18 protein-coding genes are annotated in these 18,920 nt (G+C 66.1%); 8 read left to right on the forward strand and 10 right to left on the reverse strand.

The window, feature by feature from the left end; translation table 11 throughout:
• The 6 genes from ACO06P_RS18480 to ACO06P_RS18505 all read left to right on the forward strand — a co-directional run bounded on the left by ACO06P_RS18480 (position 1) and on the right by ACO06P_RS18505 (position 5,935).
• Positions 1–1,098: a carbon-phosphorus lyase complex subunit PhnI gene (locus ACO06P_RS18480; protein WP_420346692.1), complete on the forward strand. Its 1,098-nt coding sequence runs from the start codon at positions 1–3 to the stop codon at positions 1,096–1,098.
• Positions 1,099–1,202: 104 nt separating this feature from the next.
• Positions 1,203–2,066 carry an alpha-D-ribose 1-methylphosphonate 5-phosphate C-P-lyase PhnJ gene (locus tag ACO06P_RS18485; RefSeq protein WP_421938206.1) on the forward strand — a complete coding sequence of 288 codons (864 nt, stop codon included), beginning with the start codon at positions 1,203–1,205 and terminating at the stop codon, positions 2,064–2,066.
• A complete protein-coding gene (gene phnK / locus ACO06P_RS18490; RefSeq protein WP_420346694.1) occupies positions 2,063–2,842 on the forward strand; it encodes a phosphonate C-P lyase system protein PhnK in 780 nt (259 codons plus the stop codon). Before ACO06P_RS18485 ends, phnK begins: the two co-directional genes overlap by 4 nt.
• Before the next feature lie 2 nt (positions 2,843–2,844).
• Positions 2,845–3,600: a phosphonate C-P lyase system protein PhnL gene (phnL, locus tag ACO06P_RS18495; protein WP_420346695.1), complete on the forward strand. Its 756-nt coding sequence runs from the start codon at positions 2,845–2,847 to the stop codon at positions 3,598–3,600.
• Positions 3,597–4,742, forward strand: a complete 1,146-nt coding sequence (locus ACO06P_RS18500; RefSeq protein ID WP_420346696.1) for an alpha-D-ribose 1-methylphosphonate 5-triphosphate diphosphatase — start codon at positions 3,597–3,599, stop codon at positions 4,740–4,742. The genes phnL and ACO06P_RS18500 overlap by 4 nt, the downstream gene beginning before the upstream one ends.
• On the forward strand, positions 4,742–5,935 hold the full coding sequence (locus tag ACO06P_RS18505) for an alpha-D-ribose 1-methylphosphonate 5-triphosphate diphosphatase (protein ID WP_420346697.1): 1,194 nt from the start codon (positions 4,742–4,744) through the stop codon (positions 5,933–5,935). Before ACO06P_RS18500 ends, ACO06P_RS18505 begins: the two co-directional genes overlap by 1 nt.
• A gap of 8 nt (positions 5,936–5,943) precedes the next feature.
• Here the strand turns inward: ACO06P_RS18505 and ACO06P_RS18510 are convergent, their stop codons facing one another.
• Positions 5,944–6,495: a GNAT family N-acetyltransferase gene (locus ACO06P_RS18510; protein ID WP_420346698.1), complete on the reverse strand. Its 552-nt coding sequence runs from the start codon at positions 6,493–6,495 to the stop codon at positions 5,944–5,946.
• 213 nt (positions 6,496–6,708) lie between these two features.
• Between ACO06P_RS18510 and ACO06P_RS18515 the strand changes: the two genes are divergently transcribed.
• Entirely contained in the window at positions 6,709–7,755 is a 1,047-nt protein-coding gene (locus tag ACO06P_RS18515; RefSeq protein ID WP_420346699.1) for a hypothetical protein, read from the forward strand.
• A gap of 52 nt (positions 7,756–7,807) precedes the next feature.
• A complete protein-coding gene (locus ACO06P_RS18520) occupies positions 7,808–8,284 on the forward strand; it encodes a GNAT family N-acetyltransferase (RefSeq protein ID WP_420346700.1) in 477 nt (158 codons plus the stop codon).
• Positions 8,285–8,299: 15 nt separating this feature from the next.
• Here the strand turns inward: ACO06P_RS18520 and ACO06P_RS18525 are convergent, their stop codons facing one another.
• The 9 genes from ACO06P_RS18525 to ACO06P_RS18565 form a co-directional block, all read right to left on the reverse strand.
• Positions 8,300–8,689, reverse strand: a complete 390-nt coding sequence (locus ACO06P_RS18525; RefSeq protein WP_420346701.1) for a Crp/Fnr family transcriptional regulator — start codon at positions 8,687–8,689, stop codon at positions 8,300–8,302.
• A 91-nt stretch (positions 8,690–8,780) separates the two neighbouring features.
• Complete coding sequence (locus ACO06P_RS18530; RefSeq protein WP_420346702.1) at positions 8,781–9,437, reverse strand: chloramphenicol acetyltransferase; 657 nt, start codon at positions 9,435–9,437, stop codon at positions 8,781–8,783.
• Between the two features lie 18 nt (positions 9,438–9,455).
• The gene (phnE, locus tag ACO06P_RS18535) at positions 9,456–10,325 is read right to left on the reverse strand and encodes a phosphonate ABC transporter, permease protein PhnE (RefSeq protein ID WP_420346703.1); all 870 of its coding nucleotides are present in this window, start codon (positions 10,323–10,325) and stop codon (positions 9,456–9,458) included.
• Positions 10,326–10,334: 9 nt separating this feature from the next.
• On the reverse strand, positions 10,335–11,228 hold the full coding sequence (gene phnE, locus ACO06P_RS18540; protein ID WP_420346704.1) for a phosphonate ABC transporter, permease protein PhnE: 894 nt from the start codon (positions 11,226–11,228) through the stop codon (positions 10,335–10,337).
• Positions 11,229–11,350: 122 nt separating this feature from the next.
• The gene (gene phnD, locus ACO06P_RS18545) at positions 11,351–12,280 is read right to left on the reverse strand and encodes a phosphonate ABC transporter substrate-binding protein (RefSeq protein WP_420346705.1); all 930 of its coding nucleotides are present in this window, start codon (positions 12,278–12,280) and stop codon (positions 11,351–11,353) included.
• Positions 12,281–12,380: 100 nt separating this feature from the next.
• Positions 12,381–13,244, reverse strand: a complete 864-nt coding sequence (gene phnC / locus ACO06P_RS18550; protein WP_420346706.1) for a phosphonate ABC transporter ATP-binding protein — start codon at positions 13,242–13,244, stop codon at positions 12,381–12,383.
• Between the two features lie 403 nt (positions 13,245–13,647).
• Complete coding sequence (locus ACO06P_RS18555; protein WP_420346707.1) at positions 13,648–14,370, reverse strand: response regulator; 723 nt, start codon at positions 14,368–14,370, stop codon at positions 13,648–13,650.
• 69 nt (positions 14,371–14,439) lie between these two features.
• Complete coding sequence (locus ACO06P_RS18560; protein ID WP_420346708.1) at positions 14,440–18,024, reverse strand: PAS domain S-box protein; 3,585 nt, start codon at positions 18,022–18,024, stop codon at positions 14,440–14,442.
• Between the two features lie 336 nt (positions 18,025–18,360).
• Positions 18,361–18,720, reverse strand: a complete 360-nt coding sequence (locus ACO06P_RS18565) for a DUF1127 domain-containing protein (protein ID WP_420346709.1) — start codon at positions 18,718–18,720, stop codon at positions 18,361–18,363.
• Positions 18,721–18,920 lie beyond the last annotated feature (200 nt).

An 18,920-nucleotide genomic window follows, 5' to 3' on the forward strand; every position in this document is an offset into this window, starting at 1 on the left:
ATGTACGTCGCAGTCAAAGGGGGCGAGCAGGCGATCCTCAACTCCCACAAGGTGATCGCCGAGGAACGGCGCGGCGACCCGGCCGTGCCGGAGCTGACGCTGGCGCAGGTCAAGGAGCAGATGCAGCTCGCCGTCGACCGGGTGATGACCGAAGGCTCGCTCTACGACCGGGACCTGGCGGCGCTCGCCATCAAGCAGGCCCAGGGCGACCTTGTGGAGGCGATCTTCCTGCTTCGCGCTTACCGCACGACCCTGACCCGCTTCGGTGCGACGCTGCCCATCGACACTGCGAAGATGGCGGTGCGGCGGCGCATCTCCGCCGCCTACAAGGATCTGCCCGGCGGCCAGGTTCTGGGGCCGAGCTACGACTACACCCACCGCCTGCTGGACTTTGCCCTCGCGGCGGAGGAAGGGGTCGGTGCACCGCAGGCCGATGCCGCGGAGGAGCCGGTGGACGAAGACATCCCGCGCGTCACCGATATCCTCAACCACGAGGGCCTGATCGAGGAAGAGATGGCGGTCGACGACGAGGCAGCGGTGGCGGACCTGACCCGCGAGCCCATGGAGTTCCCGGCCGAGCGCGACATGCGGCTGCAGAACCTGGCCCGCGGCGACGAAGGCTTTCTTCTGGCGCTCGGCTATTCGACCCAGCGCGGCTACGGGCGCAACCACCCCTTTGCCGGCGAGATCCGCCTGGGGGAGGTCGCGGTGGCGTTCGAGCCGGAGGAACTGGGCTTTCCCATCGAGATCGGCGAGATCACCGTCAGTGAGTGCCAGATGATCAACCAGTTCGCCGGGTCTGCAGAGCGGCCGCCCCAGTTCACCCGGGGGTACGGGCTGGCCTTCGGCCACTGCGAGCGCAAGACCATGGCCATGGCACTGGTCGACCGGGCCCTGCGCGCGCGCGAGCTGGACGAGACCATCGACTATCCGGCGCAGGACGAGGAGTTCGTGCTCTACCACTCCGACAATGTCGAGGCTTCCGGCTTCGTGCAGCATCTGAAGCTGCCGCACTACGTCGACTTCCAGTCGGAGTTGCAGCTCATCCGCAGTCTGCGCCGGCGCCACGAAGAAGAGCAGATGGAGGCCGCGGAATGACCGGCAAGCAGACGGCCACGGCTGCCGAAGCGGCGGGACCGGCCGCCGCAGAGACCACAGAGGACGGCTACAACTTCGCCTATCTGGACGAGCAGACCAAGCGCATGATCCGCCGCTGCATCCTGAAGGCGGTGGCCGTGCCCGGCTATCAGGTGCCCTTCGGCGGGCGCGAGATGCCTTTGCCTTATGGCTGGGGCACCGGCGGCATGCAGGTCACCGCCAGCATCATCGGCGCCGACGACACCCTGAAGGTCATCGACCAGGGCGCCGACGACACCACAAACGCCGTGAACATCCGCCGCTTCTTCGCCCGTACCGCTGCGGTGGACACCACCGAGACCACGGCCGAGGCGAGTATCATTCAGACCCGCCACCGGGTGCCGGAAGACCCGATGGCGGAGGACCAGATCCTGGTGCTCCAGGTGCCCCAGCCGGAGCCGCTGCGCAGCCTCGAGCCGCGCGAAATCGAGTGCCGCAAGATGCACGCCTACAAGGAATACGGGCTCATGCAGGTCTCGCTCTATGAGGACATCGCCCGCTTCGGCGAGATCGCAACCTCCTACTCCTATCCGGTGATGGTGAACGACCGCTACCTGATGTCGCCGACGCCGATCCCCAAGTTCGACAACCCGAAACTCGACTCCTATCCGGCGCTGCAGCTCTACGGCGCCGGGCGCGAGAAGCGGATCTACGCCATCCCGCCCTACACCAAGGTGAAGAGCCTCGACTTCGACGATCACCCCTTCCAGGTGCAGCAGTGGGAGGAAAACTGCGCCCTCTGCGGCGCCGAGGATACCTTCCTGGACGAGGTGATCCTGGATGACCGCGGCGGCAAGATGTATGTCTGCTCCGACTCCCATTACTGTGCGCGGCGGCGGGCGGAGGGCCATACCGGGAAACTCTCCGGCTCGGCGGCGGCGGCCTATGCCGCTGCGGTGGGCGCCGATCAGCCGGAGAAGGGAGCATGAGCGCCATGTCGCCCTTGCTGCGGGTGCACAACCTGTCGCACGCCTTTGGCTCGCTGCTTGCCTGCTCCGACGTCAGTTTCGAGCTCCACAGCGGCGAGGTGCTGGGCGTGGTCGGGGAGTCCGGCTCCGGCAAGACGACCCTGCTCAACTGCCTTTCTGCGCGCCTGGTCCCCACCAACGGGATCGTTGAATACGACCTGCGCGACCGTGGCCTCACCGACATCTACAGCCTGTCCGAACCGGAACGCCGCTTCCTGCTGCGCACCGACTGGGGCGTGGTGATGCAGAACCCGCGCGACGGCCTGCGCATGAGCATCAGCGCCGGCGGCAATGTCGGCGAGCGGCTGATGGCGGTCGGGGCGCGCCACTACGGTGAGATTCGCGGTACGGCCGAGGAGTGGCTGGAGAAGGTCGAGATGGATCTGGGCCGGATCGACGATGCGCCGAAGCACTTCTCCGGCGGCATGCAGCAGCGTCTGCAGATCGCGCGTAACCTGGTCACCAAACCGCGCCTTGTCTTCATGGACGAGCCGACCGGCGGCCTCGACGTTTCCGTGCAGGCGCGTTTGCTGGATCTTCTGCGCGGCCTTGTCCGCGAACTGAAACTTTCCGCCATTATTGTCACCCACGATCTGGCGGTGGCGCGCTTGCTGGCCGACCGCCTCATGGTGATGAAGGACGGCAAGGTGGTGGAGACAGGGTTGACCGATCAGGTCCTGGACGATCCGCATCACCCCTATACCCAGCTTCTGGTCTCCTCCGTGTTACAGGTATGATCATGAACGACCATCAGAGTTCGCCGGCCCAGGCGCCCGTGACACCCGAGACGGAAGAGCGGCTCCCGGTGATCCGCGTCGAGGACCTCGGCAAGACCTTTACCCTGCATGTCCAGGGCGGCGCGCGCATCCCCGTCTTTTCCGGCCTCAGCCTTCAGGTCGCGGCCGGCGAGTGCGTCGCGCTTTTCGGGCCTTCGGGCACCGGCAAGTCGACCCTGCTGCGCTCGCTCTATGCAAACTATAAGCCGGGCCAGGGCCACATCTGGCTGCGCCACGGTGAAGACTGGGTCGACATGGCGACCGCCGCCCCGCACCGGGTGCTGGCGGTACGGCGGGAGACCCTGGGCTACGTCAGCCAGTTCCTGCGGGTCATTCCGCGCATTCCGGCGCGCGACATCGTCGCCGAACCGCTGCATGCCCTGGGGATCGACCTGGAGGCCGCGCGGCAAAAGGCGGAAGGCCTGCTGGCCCGCCTCAACATCCCCAGGGCGATGTGGGACCTGGCGCCCGCCACCTTCTCCGGCGGCGAGCAGCAGCGGGTGAACATCGCCCGCGGCTTTGCGGTCGACTACCCCATACTGCTGCTCGACGAACCGACCGCTTCGCTCGATGCCGGCAACCGTGCCGTGGTCATCGAGCTGATCCGGGAGGCCAAAGCCCGCGGGGCCGCGGTGGTCGGTATCTTCCACGACGACGAGGTGCGCGCGGCGGTGGCCGACAAGATCTTCGACGTTCAGACGGGAGCGCTTGCGGCATGACGGCGGAGAGGGTTTTTTCCAACGCCCGGCTGGTGCTGGAGGACGAGGTCGTACATGGCAGCCTCGCCGTGAAGGACGGGCGGATCAGCGATATCAGCGCCGGCGGCACCGCTGTACCCGCTGCCGAGGACCTGGACGGCGACTTTCTGCTGCCCGGCCTTATCGACCTGCACACCGACCACTTCGAGAAGCACGTCCTGCCGAGGCCGGGCACGCGCTGGAACGCGGTCACCGCGGTCATGGCCCATGACGCGCAGATAGCCGCCGCCGGCATCACCACCGCCTACGACTGCATCTGCGTCGGGGTGAGTATCCGCAATCCGGAGCGCGTGGAGATTCTCGCGCCGATGATCGAGGCGGTGGCCCAGGCCGGAACGCAGGAAATGCTGCGTGCCGATCACATCATTCATCTGCGCTGCGAGGTGACCGACGAACGGGTTGTGGACCTCTTCGACTCCGTGGCCGACCAGACTGCGGTCGGCATGATGTCGCTGATGGACCACGCCCCCGGGCATCGTCAGTACCCCGATGTCCAGCGCTTTCGCGAGCGTACCATGAAGAACCAGAAGATGACCGAGGCTGAGGCCGATGCCCACATCGACCGCCTGCTCGCCGCGCTGCAGACCGTGGCGCCGAAAAACCGTGCCGAACTGGCCGCCCGCGGCCGGGAGCGCGGCCTGGCGGTCGCCAGCCACGACGACGAGACGCTGGCGCATGTGGAAGAGGCCGCGGACCTGGGGATCACGGTTTCCGAGTTTCCCACCACCGCCGCGGCGGCGCGGCATGCCCGCGACCACGGCATGCATATCGTCATGGGCGCCCCCAACCTGATCCGCGGCGGCTCCCACTCCGGCAATGTCTCCGCCGGGGAACTGGCGGAGCAGGGCCTGCTGGACAACCTGGCCTCCGACTATGTGCCGGCGGCCATGCTGCAGGCGGCCTTTCGCCTGACCCGGGGGCCGCACGACCTGGCCCTGCCGCAGGCCGTGGCCAGGGTGACCAGCAATCCGGCGCGGGCCGCCGGCCTGGCGGATCGCGGGCGTCTCGCCCAGGGCCTGAAGGCGGACCTGCTGAGGGTTGCCATGATCGAAGACAGGCCTCATGTTCGCACGGTCTTTCGCGACGGAAAGCGGGTGATGTAATGCTGCAGGACCATCTTCTCGAGGAACACGCGGGCCCGGCCGCGGAGGCGGAGCCGGAACTGGTGCTGGCCAACGCCCAGGTGGTGACGGCGGCGGACAGCTTCCGCGGGGCCGTGACCCTGCAGGCCGGCAGGATCGCCGAGGTGATGGACGGCGGCGCGGTGCCGGCCGGCGCCATCGACTGCCAGGGCGAGCTGCTGCTGCCCGGCCTTGTCGATCTCCATACCGACCACTGCGAGCGCCACGCGGTGCCGCGCCCCGGCGTTCAGTGGGACCCGCTCGAAGCCGCCATCGCCCACGACGCCCAGGTCGCCGCCGCCGGCATCACCACTGTGTTCGACTCCCTGGTGGTCGGACTGCGTGACGCCGACCAGACGCGCCGCGACCTGCTCGGCCAGATCATGGCGGCGGTGGAGAAGGGCGAGACTCTCGGCCTCTTCCGCAGCCAGCACTTCCTGCATCTGCGCTGCGAAGTGACCGACCCGACCCTTCTGGACCAGGTGGAACCCCACATGGACCACCCGCTGCTGCGGCTGGTCTCGATCATGGAGCACACCGTCGGTCAGCGCCAGTTCCCCGATGCGGAGAAGTACCGGGAGATCCTGATCAAGCTGTTCCACGTACCGCCGGAGCAGGTGGACGAGCGCTTCCGCCGCGATGCCGAGGCCTCGCGCACCTTCGCGCCCACCTATCGCGCCGCCATCTGCCGCATGGCGCACGCGCGCGGCATTCCGGTCGCCGCCCACGACGACGAGACCCTGGAGCACGTGGAGGAGGCCGCCCATCTGGGCATGGTCCTCTCGGAGTTCCCCACCACCCTGGTCGCCGCAGAGGCGGCGCGCGAATGCGGCATGGCCACCATCATGGGGGCGCCCAATGTCGTGAAGGGCGGTTCCCAGACCGGCAATGTCTCGGCCATTGAGCTCGTGAAGGCGGGTCTGCTCGATATCCTCGCCTCCGACTACGTGCCGGTCTCCATGCTCTCGGCGACGCTGCGCCTGACCGAGGAGGATGTCGGTCTCACACTGCCCCAGGCGGTGAAGATGTCCAGCCTCGCTCCGGCCAAAGCGGCCGGCCTTGACGACCGCGGCGAGATCGCCGTCGGCAAGCGCGCCGACCTGCTGCGCGTGCGCCTGGTGGAGGGGCATCCGGTTGTGCGCACGGTCTACGCCGCGGGCGACCGCGTGGCGTGAGGCCGCCGCTATCCGGGTTCTGAGTCCGCGCGGCCGCGCGTCATCGCGAAGACATCCTCGGTACAGGGTTCGCCCTGAAACACCACCTGCTGGGTTCGGATCTTCTCCATCCCCAGCCGCTCCAGCAGGCGGAGCGAAGGCAGGTTGCGGGTATCGGTGATGGCGACGATCCGCTCTACGACGGTCTGCGCGAAGACGAGGCGCAGCGCCGCCGTCACGGCTTCCCGAGCGAGGCCTTGGCCCTGCGCGCCGAGCGCCAGGGTGAAGCCGATTTCCGCCTCGCGCCCGTCCTCGGCGACGCAGAGGCCGATATCGCCGATCAGGCTCTCGTCTGACGCAAGCGCGATGGCAATCTGGCTCCAACGGCCGGGCTGCAGCAGTGCGGCGGCATTCACATCGGTCAGGAAGGCGCGGGCCTCGGCATCGCTCATGACCTGCCAGCCCTGGAAGCGACCGACCGCCGGATCGCAGCGGTAGGCCTGGAATGCCATGAGGTCGTCAACACGCAGCCGGCGCAGAAGGATGCGCCTGTGCGTGCAAGGCAGTGGCTCGTTGGGCATCGGCCCTCCTGATCGTTACAGCGCTTGCTTTCCGGCTTTGCGTTACAGCTTCGGTGTGGAAACCCGGAAAGACAAGCCGTGTCGATCCCTGCGACTCGAGGGGCGTTGTTGACACAGCTCCGCCCTTGCGCGTGCCCGCGGTCTGGCGGACCATGGCCTGTGGGGAGCTTTGCCGCCGCGGCCGCCCGTGGCGGGCAACGAGGGTAAACCGGAGTGCGCGGACCAATGCATGCCGCCGGGCGCGGCCTTTTTGTCCTTGTGACTGTCGTTGCCGTCATCCTGGCCGCAGAGCAGGGGCTGCGGCGGGCGGAAGCCGCTGACCCCTGCCTGGGCGGACCCGACTGCTGGGCGCTCTTTCCGCTGCAGGACGGCCTGCAGCTCCCGCTCTATGCCAGTCATGCGCTCGATGCGCCGGCACCCCAGATTCGCCGCGCCGTTATCGTCGTGCACGGCATCAGGCGCAATGCCCACCAGTACTTCCCGATGATCACGGCAGCCGCCGCCATCGAAGGGCTGCGCAGCCAGACGCTCGTCCTGGCGCCCAGCTTTTCCATCGCGAGCGACGACCGCCCCCACCGCCGCCCGGGCGAGGTCTACTGGGCAGGAAACCGCAACTGGCGGCACGGCGATGCCTCCGTCAGTCTACCGCCGGGGCGCATCAGTTCCTTCGGCGCGGTCGAGCGGTTGCTATCTCATCTCGGCGACCGCCGCCTGTTTCCGAATCTTGACAGGATCACCCTGGCGGGCCACTCCGCCGGCGGGCAGTTCGTCCAGCGCTTCGCGGTGGGTCACGCGCCGCTGGCCGCTCTGTCCTCGGTCAGGCTGCGCTACGTCGTCGCCAACCCCGGCACCTATCTCTACCTGGGGCCGGAGCGGCCCGGGCCGGACTTCGACGGCGACTTCGCCGTGCCGTCGGGGGCGGACTGCGCCAAGTATGACCGCTACCAGTATGGGCTCGGTCAGTTGAACGGCTTCATGGCGCGCGCGGGCAAGGATATCCTGAGGGCGCGGGCACAGGACCGCGATGTTGTCCTGCTCCTCGGGCGCAACGACAGCGACCCCGACCACGAAACCCTGAACCGCAAGTGCGCGGCCGCCCTGCAGGGCCGTCACCGCCTGGAGCGCGGCCGGCTGTTCAAGGCCCATCTCGACCGCCTCTTCGGCCGGCACGGCACGCGGATTGTCGAGGTTCCGGGCGTTGGCCACGAAGGCGCGGAAATGTTTGCCGCGCCGGAGGGGCGCAGGGCAGTATTCTACTAGGCGGAATCCCGCCGCTCTATCCGTATTCATACGAGTTTCGGTACGACGAACGATGATCATTCGTGAAGACGACCTGCGCGGGCGCGAAATTGCGGCGCTTCTGACCGCCCATCTGGAGGTGATGGCCGAGCACTCGCCGCCGGAGAGCCGCCATGCCCTCGATCTGCCCGGCCTGCGTGCGCCGGAGATCACCTTCTGGACCGCCTGGGAGGATGCTCAGCTTCTCGGCTGCGCCGCCCTGAAAGAACTCACCCCCAGCCACGGCGAAGTGAAGTCGATGCACACTGCCCAGGCCGTGCGCGGCAAGGGCGTGGCCCGGCGGCTGCTCGAACACCTGATCGTGGAGGCCCGGCGCCGCGCCTATGAACGGCTCAGTCTGGAGACCGGCAGCATGGAGGGCTTTGCCGCGGCGCGGGCGCTCTACAGCGGCTTCGGCTTCCAGTACTGCGCGCCCTTCGCCGATTACCGCCTGGACCCCAACAGCGTCTTCATGACGCTGGCGCTCTCGGGCGCTTGCGAAGCGGGTTGACCTTAAGCCGAGGATCTAGACTGTCAGCAGCTTCTCGTTCATGCGCCTGACGCGCGCCGCCATGGTGCGCATGACGTCGAGGGCGAAGTAAGGCGTCTCGTGGACCAGGAAGAGGAAGCTGCGCTCCCCGACCGGGACGACCTCGCAGGGTTCCAGCGCCACCACGGTGGCGCTGCGCGGGGAGCCGTCGACCAGCCCCATCTCGCCGAAGAAACCGCCGGGGCCGATTTCCTCGATGGTTGCGCCATTTATGGCGATGGCGGCCCGGCCCGACCGTAGGACGAACATGTCTGTGCCGCTCGACCCCTGCTCGATGATGTGCTGGCCTGCGTCGAACCGCAGGACCTCGACCCCCATGCTGGTGAGCATGGTCAGGTCCATGTCCCTGTGTTCCGGGAACTCCATGGCGCTTCCCCCTCCTGATCGCTGCCGCCGCACCATGCATGATTTGCGTGACAGTTTTGTTGCGACGCATTGATTTGCGTCGAGGCGGGCGTTACCCCCCGTACTTCTCCAGAAAGGCCTCGATGCTGAGGCTGCGGAAGTCGGGCAGGGCCTGGCGCAGCTTGGCGTGGTCCCAGTCCCACCAGGCCAGAACCTGCAGCCGCGCGGCGATCCGCGCGTTGAAGCGCGGGCGGATCGGCCTTGCCGGGACCCCGGCAACGATGCTGTAGGGGGCGACCGCCTTGCTGACCACCGCGCCGGCGCCGACCACCGCACCGGTTCCGATGATCACACCGGCCAGGATCGTCGCGCCGTGGCCGATCCAGACGTCGTGGCCGACGGTGACCGCATGGGCGTCCCGCCAGGCGAAGACCTCGCTGTCGTCTTCCTCCGCCAGGCCGTACTGGCGGCTGCGGTAGGTGAAGTGGTGCTGGCTCGCCCGCCAGGTCGGGTGGTTGCCGGGATTGATCCGGGTCTGGTTGGCAATGGAACAGAACTTGCCGATCTCGCTGCCGACCACATGGCAGTCGGACGTGATGTAGCTGTAGTCGCCGAAGCGGCTGTCCATCATGGTGCTGCGCGCGCCGACCTCGGTGTAGATACCGAGGGTGGAGCCGACCACCATAGCGGTCTCGTGGATCAGCGGGGCTTCGCCCATCATCTTCTTCGGCGGGCGTTGGACGGCGAGGGGCTTGATGGCTTCGCTCATGGTCGGGGTCGTTTACTCTCAGGGTCGGTAGTCGTTCTTGCCGATGATCTTGCCGCGCAGCCAGCCGGAGAGGCTGTCGATGGCATAGACGGTGATCAGGATGAGGACGACGATGGACATCACCTCGTCCCAGTTGTTGGCGCTGATGCGGTCGTAGAGCAGGAAGCCGACACCGCCGGCGCCGACGATACCCAGGATGGTGGCGCTGCGGGTGTTGGATTCCAGGTAGTAGAGCACATTGGACAGCATGACCGGCAAGACCTGGGGCAGAACCGCCAGACGCAGGGTCTGCAGGGGGCCGGCGCCGGTTGCCTGGACGCCCTCGATCTGCTTCTTCTCCACGTTTTCGATGGCCTCTGCGAAGAGCTTGGAGAGCGAGCCGATGTCGGAGACCATGATGGCGAAGATGCCGGCGAGCGGGCCGAGACCGAAGGCGCGAATGAAGATCAGCGCCAGGACAAGTTGCTCGAAGGCCCGCAGAGTGTCGAAGCCGCGGCGCACGCCGAAGCGCAGCCATTCCACCTTCAGGATGTTCTTGGCCCCGAGAAAGCCGAGCGGCAACGCGATCAGGCTGGCGCCCAGGGTTCCGAGAAAGGCCATGGCCAGGGTCTCGCCGATGGCGATGACCGGTTCCATGAACAGCTCCCAACTCGGCCAGACATAGGGCGGCAGCATGAAACTCAAGACGAAGCCCAGCTTGCCGAGCCCGGTCCAGATCCGCTCCGGCGAGAAATTGAAGGCGATCAGGGTGTAGAGCGTCAGCGCCGAAAAAACGCTCCAGCCGACCAGCTTGATCAGCTTCTGGCGCGGCGTCTCCTTGAAGGCAAGGGGGAGGCGTGCCTTGGCAGCGGCGATCTCCTGCGGCGTCACGTCGCTCGGGTTTCGCATCTCGATCCTCTAGGCCAGGCCGTCGCGGCCGATAAAACGGTGGCGGACGCGCTCGCAGATCAGGTCGATGCTGGCGACGGTGACCAGGATGATGAGGAAGAGCGCGGAGATGTCGGTGTAGTACTGGAACGAGATCGCGGTGCGGATTTCCTGGCCCAGGCCGCCGGCGCCGACGAAGCCGATGATCGAGGAGGAGCGCACGTTGATCTCGAAGCGCAGCAAGGTATAGCTAACGTGGTTGGGCAGGACCTGGGGCACGACCGCATAGCGGATCATCTGCACCCAGTTGGCTCCTGCAGCGCGCAGACCCTCCGGCGCTTTCATGTCGATGTTCTCGTTGACTTCCGAATAGAGCTTGCCGAGGGCGCCCATGGTGTGCACGGCGATGGCCAGGACACCGGCCATGGGGCCGATGCCGAAGCAGAAGACGAAGATCAGCGCGTAGACCAGCTCCGGCACAGTGCGCGCGATTTCCAGCAGGCGGCGGCAGGTGAAGAGGATGACGCGGTTGGGCATCAGGTTGCGCGAGGCAGGGAAGCTCAGCAGGAAGGCACCGATCACGCCGAAGACCGTCGCCAGGAAGGCGATCAGTAGGGTCTCGAGCAGCAGCTTCAGCCACAGCTTCACCGGCAGGAACCACTCGGCAAGATCGGCGCCCAGGCTCTCCCAGCGCAGGACCGGCAGGATCTTGACGATGAACTCGTGGAGCCGCGGCAGGCCGTTCCAGATCTTCACCGGGTCGAGATCGCCGATCACCGCGGCGATGAAAAAGCAGACAAGGAAGGCCAGCGCGAAGAGGGCGTCCATCAGCCGTTTGCGGCGCCGTGCGGCAGCATAGGCGTGATGAAAGCGCGCGACCGCGTCGCTGGAGGCTGAGGAGGCAGAAAGCGTGAGGTCGGTCACGTCGGCCTGTCGCTAAGCGCAGCCTGTGCAGCTGCTGGGATCTTGAAAAAGGATGACCACCGGTGCGGGGAAGCGTGCTTGGGGGCGCCATCCCCGCACCGGCGGTCAGCGAGGTACGTGACTCAGCTCCCGCGGTTGCGGCGGATCTTGCGGATTTCCTCGCGCATCTCGACGATCCAGTCGTAGCGCTCGTGGTTCACGCGGATCCAGCCGACCTGTTTGGGATTGCCGGTCATGGCGGCGAAGGCTTCCGGGTCCTTCTGCGGAATCTCCATCAGCATCGTCGCCACGTCTTCCTTCATTGCGCCCGGCAGATTCTTGCGCGCGGTGAAGGGGCCCGAGGTGATCTCAGGCGACTGCCAGATCGGACAGACGACCCCTTCCTGGAGCATGCCCTTTGTCACCATGCGTTGGATAATGCCGGACTCCTCGTTGGTCATGTAGGTGGCGGCGGCGTCGAACTGGCCGTTGGTGACGCCCAGCACGCCCGTTTCGTGCGCACCGGAAAACGGCGTCGCGGCGAAGTAGGTCTCCGGATCGTAACCCTGCTTCAGAAGGTTGTAGTAGGGCACCGCATAGCCCGATGTGGAATCGGGGTCGGCGAAGGCCAGGGTCTTGCCCTTCAGGTCCTCGATCTTCTCGTAGCCGCTGTCGCAGCGCACGGCGACGATGGAGTAGTAGCCCGTGCTGCCGTCGGCTTGCTTGCGCGAGACCAGCGGTTCGACACCGCCTTCGGTCTCCGTGTAGGCCGCGGCGTAAGACGAGGAACCGAAGAAGGCGAATTCGATCTGGTCGGCGGCGATGGCCTGGATCACGCCGTCATAGGACGAAGCGGTGTAGATCTTCACCGGCAGGCCGGTTTCCTTCTCCAGGTACTCCTTGAACTTCGCGTAGCGCTGGATGCGGTCCTTTTCGTTCTCGCCCGAGAGGATGCCGAAGCGCAGTTCCTTGAAGTCGGACTTCCAGTCGGCAGCCTCGGCGGTCTGCAGGGTAATGCCGGCGATGAGAGCGGCGGCGAGGGCCGTTCCGCCTAAAAAGGCTCTGCGAAGCATGGTTGGAATCTCCTTTGCGATGTGGGTCGGATGCCAGTCGAAGCCCTGGCGGTTCTCCGCAGGGAAAGCGTGATCGCGGTGGCGGGGCCGCTGTGGATCATCAGGCCGAGAGCGCGACGCGGCCGCCGTTCTCGCCGCCACTCCGGGGCGTCTTCGGTGCGGCGCCGTTCATCTGGCCGAGGTTCGGCAGGGCGGTGGAGGTCACGGCCTCGGAAATCGCCTCTTCCGCTCCGCCGGCGCCATAGACTTCGCGCACCGCAGCTTGCGTCAGGGCCTCCGGCGGACCGTCGAAGACAACGGCGCCCGCCGCCATGCCCACGATGCGGTCGCAATAGCTGCGCGCCGTGTCCAGCGTATGGAGATTGCAGATGACGGTGATGCCGTCCTCGCGGTTGATGGTCTTCAGAGCTTCCATCACCCGCGTCGCGTTGCGCGGGTCGAGGGAGGCAATGGGCTCGTCGGCCAGGATCAGTTTGGGGTCCTGCAGCATGGCGCGGGCGATGGCCACGCGCTGCTGCTGGCCGCCGGAGAGCGTATCCGCGCGCTGCAGGGCCTGGTCGGCCAGATCGAGCCGGTCGAGCGCCGCAATCGCCAGAGCGCGTTCGGCGGCGGAGAAGCGTTTCATCAGGGACGACAGCGTTCCGTGCCTGTTGATCCGCCCGATCAGTACATTGGTCAGGACGTCCAGGCGATTGACCAGGTTGAACTGCTGAAAAATCATCGCGCAGTCGGCGCGCCAGGCCAGCAGGTCCCGCCCTCTCAGCGCCGTCACCTCGCTTCCGCCGCAGCGGATGGTCCCGATGCTGGGCTCAAGCAACCTGTTCAGCAGGCGCAGCAGTGTGGATTTGCCCGCGCCGGAGCGGCCGATGATCCCCACCATCTGGCCCTCCGGTATCTCGAGGTCTACCCCCTTGACGGCCGTGATCCGGCCAAAGCTCTTTGAAAGACCAGTGATCTCCAGCATCCCCGCCCCTCGCTTCCGCAACCAGCCTCTGGTCGACAGTCTCTCTAAAAGATCCGGTTGTCTAGACCAATTGGGTCCTCATCAATTTGCGTGAGGACAAACCCCCCGTTCGCGGCCTTTTCATTTTGCGTGTAAGCCGCTTCGACATCTGCCTTTGCCGGGCACTGCGGTTTTCTCCGGCCAGCACCCTATCGCGCAAAGTCTGTTCGGTTTCGTTAGCGGCTTGAGCCTACCAAGCTGGCGATGACACCTATGTGACGCCCCGGTCACGCTTCTGGGTCATTCTTGTGCCAGTGGCCCGGTGTCAGTGGCCCGGTGTCAGTGGCCCGGTGTCAGTGGCCCAGTACCGGCGACGTCTGGCCGTGGCGGGCACCCGGAAGAAGGAAAGGTGAGTCCGGCTTGTCTATGACTTGGATGTCGAGAAGATGTATCCGGCCCCGCGCACAGTCTTGATCACCTGCGGCTTGGCGGGATCGCTCTCGATCTTGCGGCGAATGCGGGCGATGCGGATGTCGATCGAGCGGTCGAAGGGCTCCCAATCGCGGTTGTGCGCCAGGTTCAGCAGCTGATCGCGGGTCAGGACGCGGTTGGGGTGGTCGGCGAAGGCTTTCAGAAGGTCGAACTCCATGCTGGTCAGCGGCACCTCGGCCCCTGAGGCCTCGAAGAGCTTGTGGGAGTCGAGGTTGAGGGTGAACTCGCCAAATCGTACGACGCGGGCCGGCGTCGCACTGTCCTCGGCGGCCGTGTCGCCGTCATGGCCTGCGCGGCGCAGAACGGCCTTGATCCGCGCCAGCAGCTCCCGCAGATCGACCGGCTTTGCCAGATAGTCGTCGGCGCCCATCTCCAGGCCGACGATCCTGTCGACCACTTCGCCGGCTGCCGTCAGCATGATGATCCCGACCTTGGTGCTCTCGCGCAGATAACGGGCCAGGGAGAGGCCGTCCTCTCCCGGCATCCGGATGTCGAGCAGCACGAGGTCCACATCATGACCGTCGATCACCTCGCGCAGTTCCTCACCGCCGCCCACGGCCGTCACCTGAAAGTCGTGAAGTTCCAGGTACTCCTCGATGGTCTCGCGGATTCCCGGTTCGTCGTCGACGACCACTATGTGTTTGCGGCCCTGCATCTTAAAGGCTCCCTTACCCGCTCTCTCTGCCGTGCCCGGGGGCACTTTGTTCTCTACGCCGCTCACGGTTCACTGTCGCTCCGGTGCTGCGGCCTGGTTGCCGGCTTCTTCCACGTCCGCTGCCTCGCGCCCCAGGATCTGGTCGACCAGTTCGCGCACCTCTTCCAGAGTGAAAGGCTTTTCGAGGAAGGGCCGGTGCACCCGCTGCAGGAACACGCGGGCCGAAGGACTGAGCGTGTCGCCGGAGACAAAGGCGGTGCGTTGCAGCAGGGCCGGGTCCCGCCGTTCCAGGGCGGCATAGAGGCTGGGCCCGTCAAGGTGCGGCATGCGCACGTCGCTGAGAATGACGTCGAAGTTGCGGCTGCCGAGCAGCTGCAGCGCCTTCTCCCCGGAGTCCGCCGTCTCCACCTCGTACCCCTCGGCCAGCATGATGTCGCCCAGCATCTGGGCGACTTCCGGCTCGTCGTCGATGATCAGAATGCGGGCCTGGGTGCCGGGTTGGTGCCGCTCTGCGCGGGCGACCCTGGGCCGCTCTTCCGCCTGCTCCCCGGTCGCAGGCAGGGTGACGGTGAAGACGGCACCCTCGCCGACCTGGCTGTCGACACGGATCTGGCCGTGGTGGGCTTCGACGATCCTGTGACTGACCGCAAGGCCGATTCCCGTGCCTTCCCCGATGTCCTTAGTGGTGAAGAAGGGGTCGAAGATGCGGCCGCGGATTTCCTCCGGGATGCCCGGCCCGGTGTCGGCCAGCTCCAGGACGATCTCCTGGCGGTGGCTGTCATAGCGGGCGGCGATGCTCAGTTTGCGCGTTCTCTGGCTTTCCATCATGGCCTGCTGGGCGTTGACCACGAGGTTCGTCACGACCTGGTTGAGCTGGTCCGGATCGGCCCAGATCGGCGGAACCGCCGGATCGATGCGCAGGGAAACCTCGATGTTCGCGGTGCGCAACGAATAGCCGGTTACATCCAAGGTCGCCTGCACGATGTCCGCAAGGTCGACGGCACGGCGCTCCGGCGGCCGCTGCCGTGCCATCGCCAGGAAGGACTTCACGATGCGTGAGCAGCGGTCGGCGGCATTGCCGATCTTCGTCGCCCGTTCGACGGTGCGGGCATCGGCCGCGGTTTCCTTCAACAGCTGCGCATGGCCGACGACAACGGAGAGCGGGTTGTTCAGCTCGTGCGCCACGCCGGCCAGGAGCGAGCCGAGGGCGCTCAGCTTTTCGCTCTGATAGAGGGCTTCGCGGTGGCGGGCCATCTCCGCCTCCACCGCACGCCGTTCGGTCAGGTCGTAGGCGCTCGCGACAACCATCTCTTCGCCCTGATACTCGATCAGGCTGGCGGTCAGGGACACCCAGACATGCGATCCGTCGGCCTTGCGGAACTCCACCTCAAAGCCCTCCAGGGTGCCGCGCTCGCGCAGCAGCTTGAGATAGCGCTGGCGGTCGCGCGGGTCGACATAGAGATCACGCACATAGGAGGGTTCGCCCGACTGCTGCATCTGGCCGAAGAGCTGCCGCGAGGAGGGGCTCTCGTAGATGATCAACCCATCGCTGACGCGGGTCATGGCGACGGGGACCGGCGATGCCTCCAGAATGCTGCGCACCAGGGTCTCGCTCTCCCGCAGCGCCCGTTCCATCTCCTTGCGGTTGGTGATGTCCATGCGGGTGACGACGATGCCGCCCTGGCGGGTCGGCTGGTTGGCGAACTGGAACCAGCGGCCGTCGGCCTGCTGGAACTCCATGTCGGTACCGAACTGCAGACGCAGGCGCTTGCGTTCCTCCAGCCACTCCTCGACCCGTCCCTCGGCGCCCACGTACTGGCCGCGTTCGGCGCCGGCGCGGATGAAATCGATCCAGGGCACGCCGGGTTTCAGCACGTCGACGCTCATTTTGTTGAAGTCGCGGTAGCGCTGGTTGCAGGTGACGAGGCGGTCTTCCGCATCGTAGAGCGCAAAGCCGAGCGGCAGGGACTCGACGGCATCCTGCAGGGTATCCTGCATCTGCCGCAGCTGGGTCTCCTTCTCGCGCTGTTCCGTCAGGTCGATGACGCCGCCGATCGCGATGGTCCGGCCGTCGTACTCGCCGAGCCGGGAAAAGACGGCGCCCCAGAAGGCGCTGCCGTCGGCCCTGCGCAGCAGGGTTTCACGGCCGTCCAGGCGTCCCTTCTCCAGGAGCTCGTTGGTGCAGTGGACGCGGTCTTCCGGATCCGCGTAGGACAGACGGGACTCGTAGTGTTCGTTGATCGGCCATTCATAGCCCAGGATCGCCGCAGCCTGGGGGCTGTGGTAGAGAACGATCCCGGTCTCGACGTCCGTCAGCCAGAGAGGGAAGGGATTGTTCTCGACGAGGCTGCGGAACTTCCGCTCGCTCTCCCGCAGCGAGATCTCCGCTTCCTTCAACTTCGTGATGTCGGTGCGCACATAAACGCGCCCGCCGCCGGGCAAGGGGTGGGTGGTCGTCTGTTTCCATTCGCCGCTTTTCAGCTGGAATTCGACCGGCTCGTACTCCGACTTGTGGACGTTGATCATCCAGTTTTCCGGCGTGACCGGTACGTCTTCCGGCGAATCGCCGCTGTAGTTGGTCAAAAGCGGCAGCGCGCGGCGATAGTTCTCGTAGGACGAAGACCCAAGCATCGACTCCGCGGTCTCGCCATAGATCGAGGCGTAGGAAGCGTTGCAGAGCTCCAGGGTCCCCTCAGCATCGTAGATGGCAAAGCCGTTGGGGATTGCCTCGACGGCTTCCTGCATCATCGCCCAGAGGCGGTTCAAGGCTGCTTCGACGGAAACCTGTTCGCTGATGTCCCGCAGTTCGACGATGGTTGTGCGGTTGTGCCCCAGGTTGACCACCGACAGCATGACCTCGACGGGCAGGGCGCGGCCATCGCTCTGGCGCGCGGTCAGCGTCAGCGGCTCGGCATTGGCTTGTTCGCCCTCGCACGCCAGCAACGCGGCCATCGCTTCGTCGAACTGCAGCCGGCAGCCGGCATCGAAGATGCTGTTGGCGCGCGGCCGCGCTGCGTCCTGCGCCAGATCGGCAAAGAACTGGCCGCGTGCGACCTGATTGAGGTCGCTGACGGTTCCGTCGGCGGCGCAGATCACAATGGGGTGCGGCGCTTGGTCGATCATGGCCTTGCGCTGCGACTCCAGGGCGCCGGGAGCGCCGGTAACGGCCGCCTCGGCGGCGATATCGCGAATGCAGCCGTTGACGACAACTTCGCCTGCCGGGCTTTCCCGGCTTTCCGCTGCGAGGGAGAGTTCGTCCCGGCGCCAGGCATAGCCGGCTTCCGCTGCGCTTTCCGAGCCCGGGATGTGCTCCGGGTCGCGCTCCGGGGCGCGCTCCTGCCCCAGGGCGATTCGATAATCGACGCTCGCCTCGCCCCCGGCGAGAACGGCCTCGAGCGCAGCCGCATAGCGCGGCCGGTCATCCGGATGCATGAGAGGCGCGAAGGGGTTTGGGGTGGAAGAGAGGTCCGCTGCGGATTTCCCGACAAGCGCTTCGCTTCCGGGGCTTACGTAGTCGAGCGAAAGCGTGCCTGCTTTCAGCCTGCCCCGGTAGAGCACGACGGACAGGCGCGCGGCCATCATCTCGAGCAGCTGGCGATCTGCGCCGGCCGGCGGAGCAAAGGTGCGGGGGCTGTCGGGTTTCGCCCGCGCCATGGCGAGCCCTCCTGTCACGGACTTGTTCCGCCCGGAAGCCGCATCAGAACAAGCCGTTCCCCGGTTCTGCAAGCCACGGGCAGGCAGCGAGAGTAACCGAGGGGCACACCAGAGAAAAGAAGTGATGGAGGTGGTGGTCTTGGCGGCGGGTTTTCCCGTCTGCCCGGATGTCTTGACCAATGAGTGCTGTGATGGTCCCACCATCGACTTTGCCCACCCCAGTATTTGTGACCTGTACTTTTGACCAGAATGCACCGCAATCCTTGCCGACGTTCCCCAACTCAACGTCGACCGGACCGGTGCGTCTCCCCACGCACCGATCCGATGACCTAAGACTTACACGCCATAGTCGCGACCTCGACCATGGAGCCTTTCTTCGACCTCGTGCGCCGTGCTGATGATCGACCCGCGGTTCAGACCGAGGTCACGCAGCATGTGATCGTCCAGCTGCGAGAGCTCAAAAACCGTCCTGCGGACCCGCGCACGGCTCATGAGCGGTCCGAAGAACTGCTCCATGATTTCGTTGATGCTGCGGACCAGCTTTGCGCGCAAAGAGGGCCGCGGGGCTGCGCCGAAAGGGCTGGCCGGTCGAACACCGGGCAGAATCATCGGCGAGCCAAACAGATTTGAATTGTTCATCTCTCCACCAAGCTCCTGAAATTCGATTTGGTCATTAAGTACGTTTGGTTCGCCCATCGAAGCGGCTGCTGCCGTGCCCGCGAGCGGATACTCGCGATCAGTGTGAGCCACGCAGCCGTTCCGTATGGATGGCAGATATAGGGGCCCCCTGTTTCCCGCCGATTTCGCGGCGCGCGCGATTTGGTATCAATTGTTCGCAGGTGCAACGGATGTACGCTTGGGCCCCGTCCTGAAACGATTCGACCGCCGGTGCTTCA

The sequence above is a fragment of the Pelagibius sp. genome, assembly GCF_965227505.1.
In the GTDB taxonomy this organism is placed as follows: domain Bacteria; phylum Pseudomonadota; class Alphaproteobacteria; order Kiloniellales; family Kiloniellaceae; genus Pelagibius.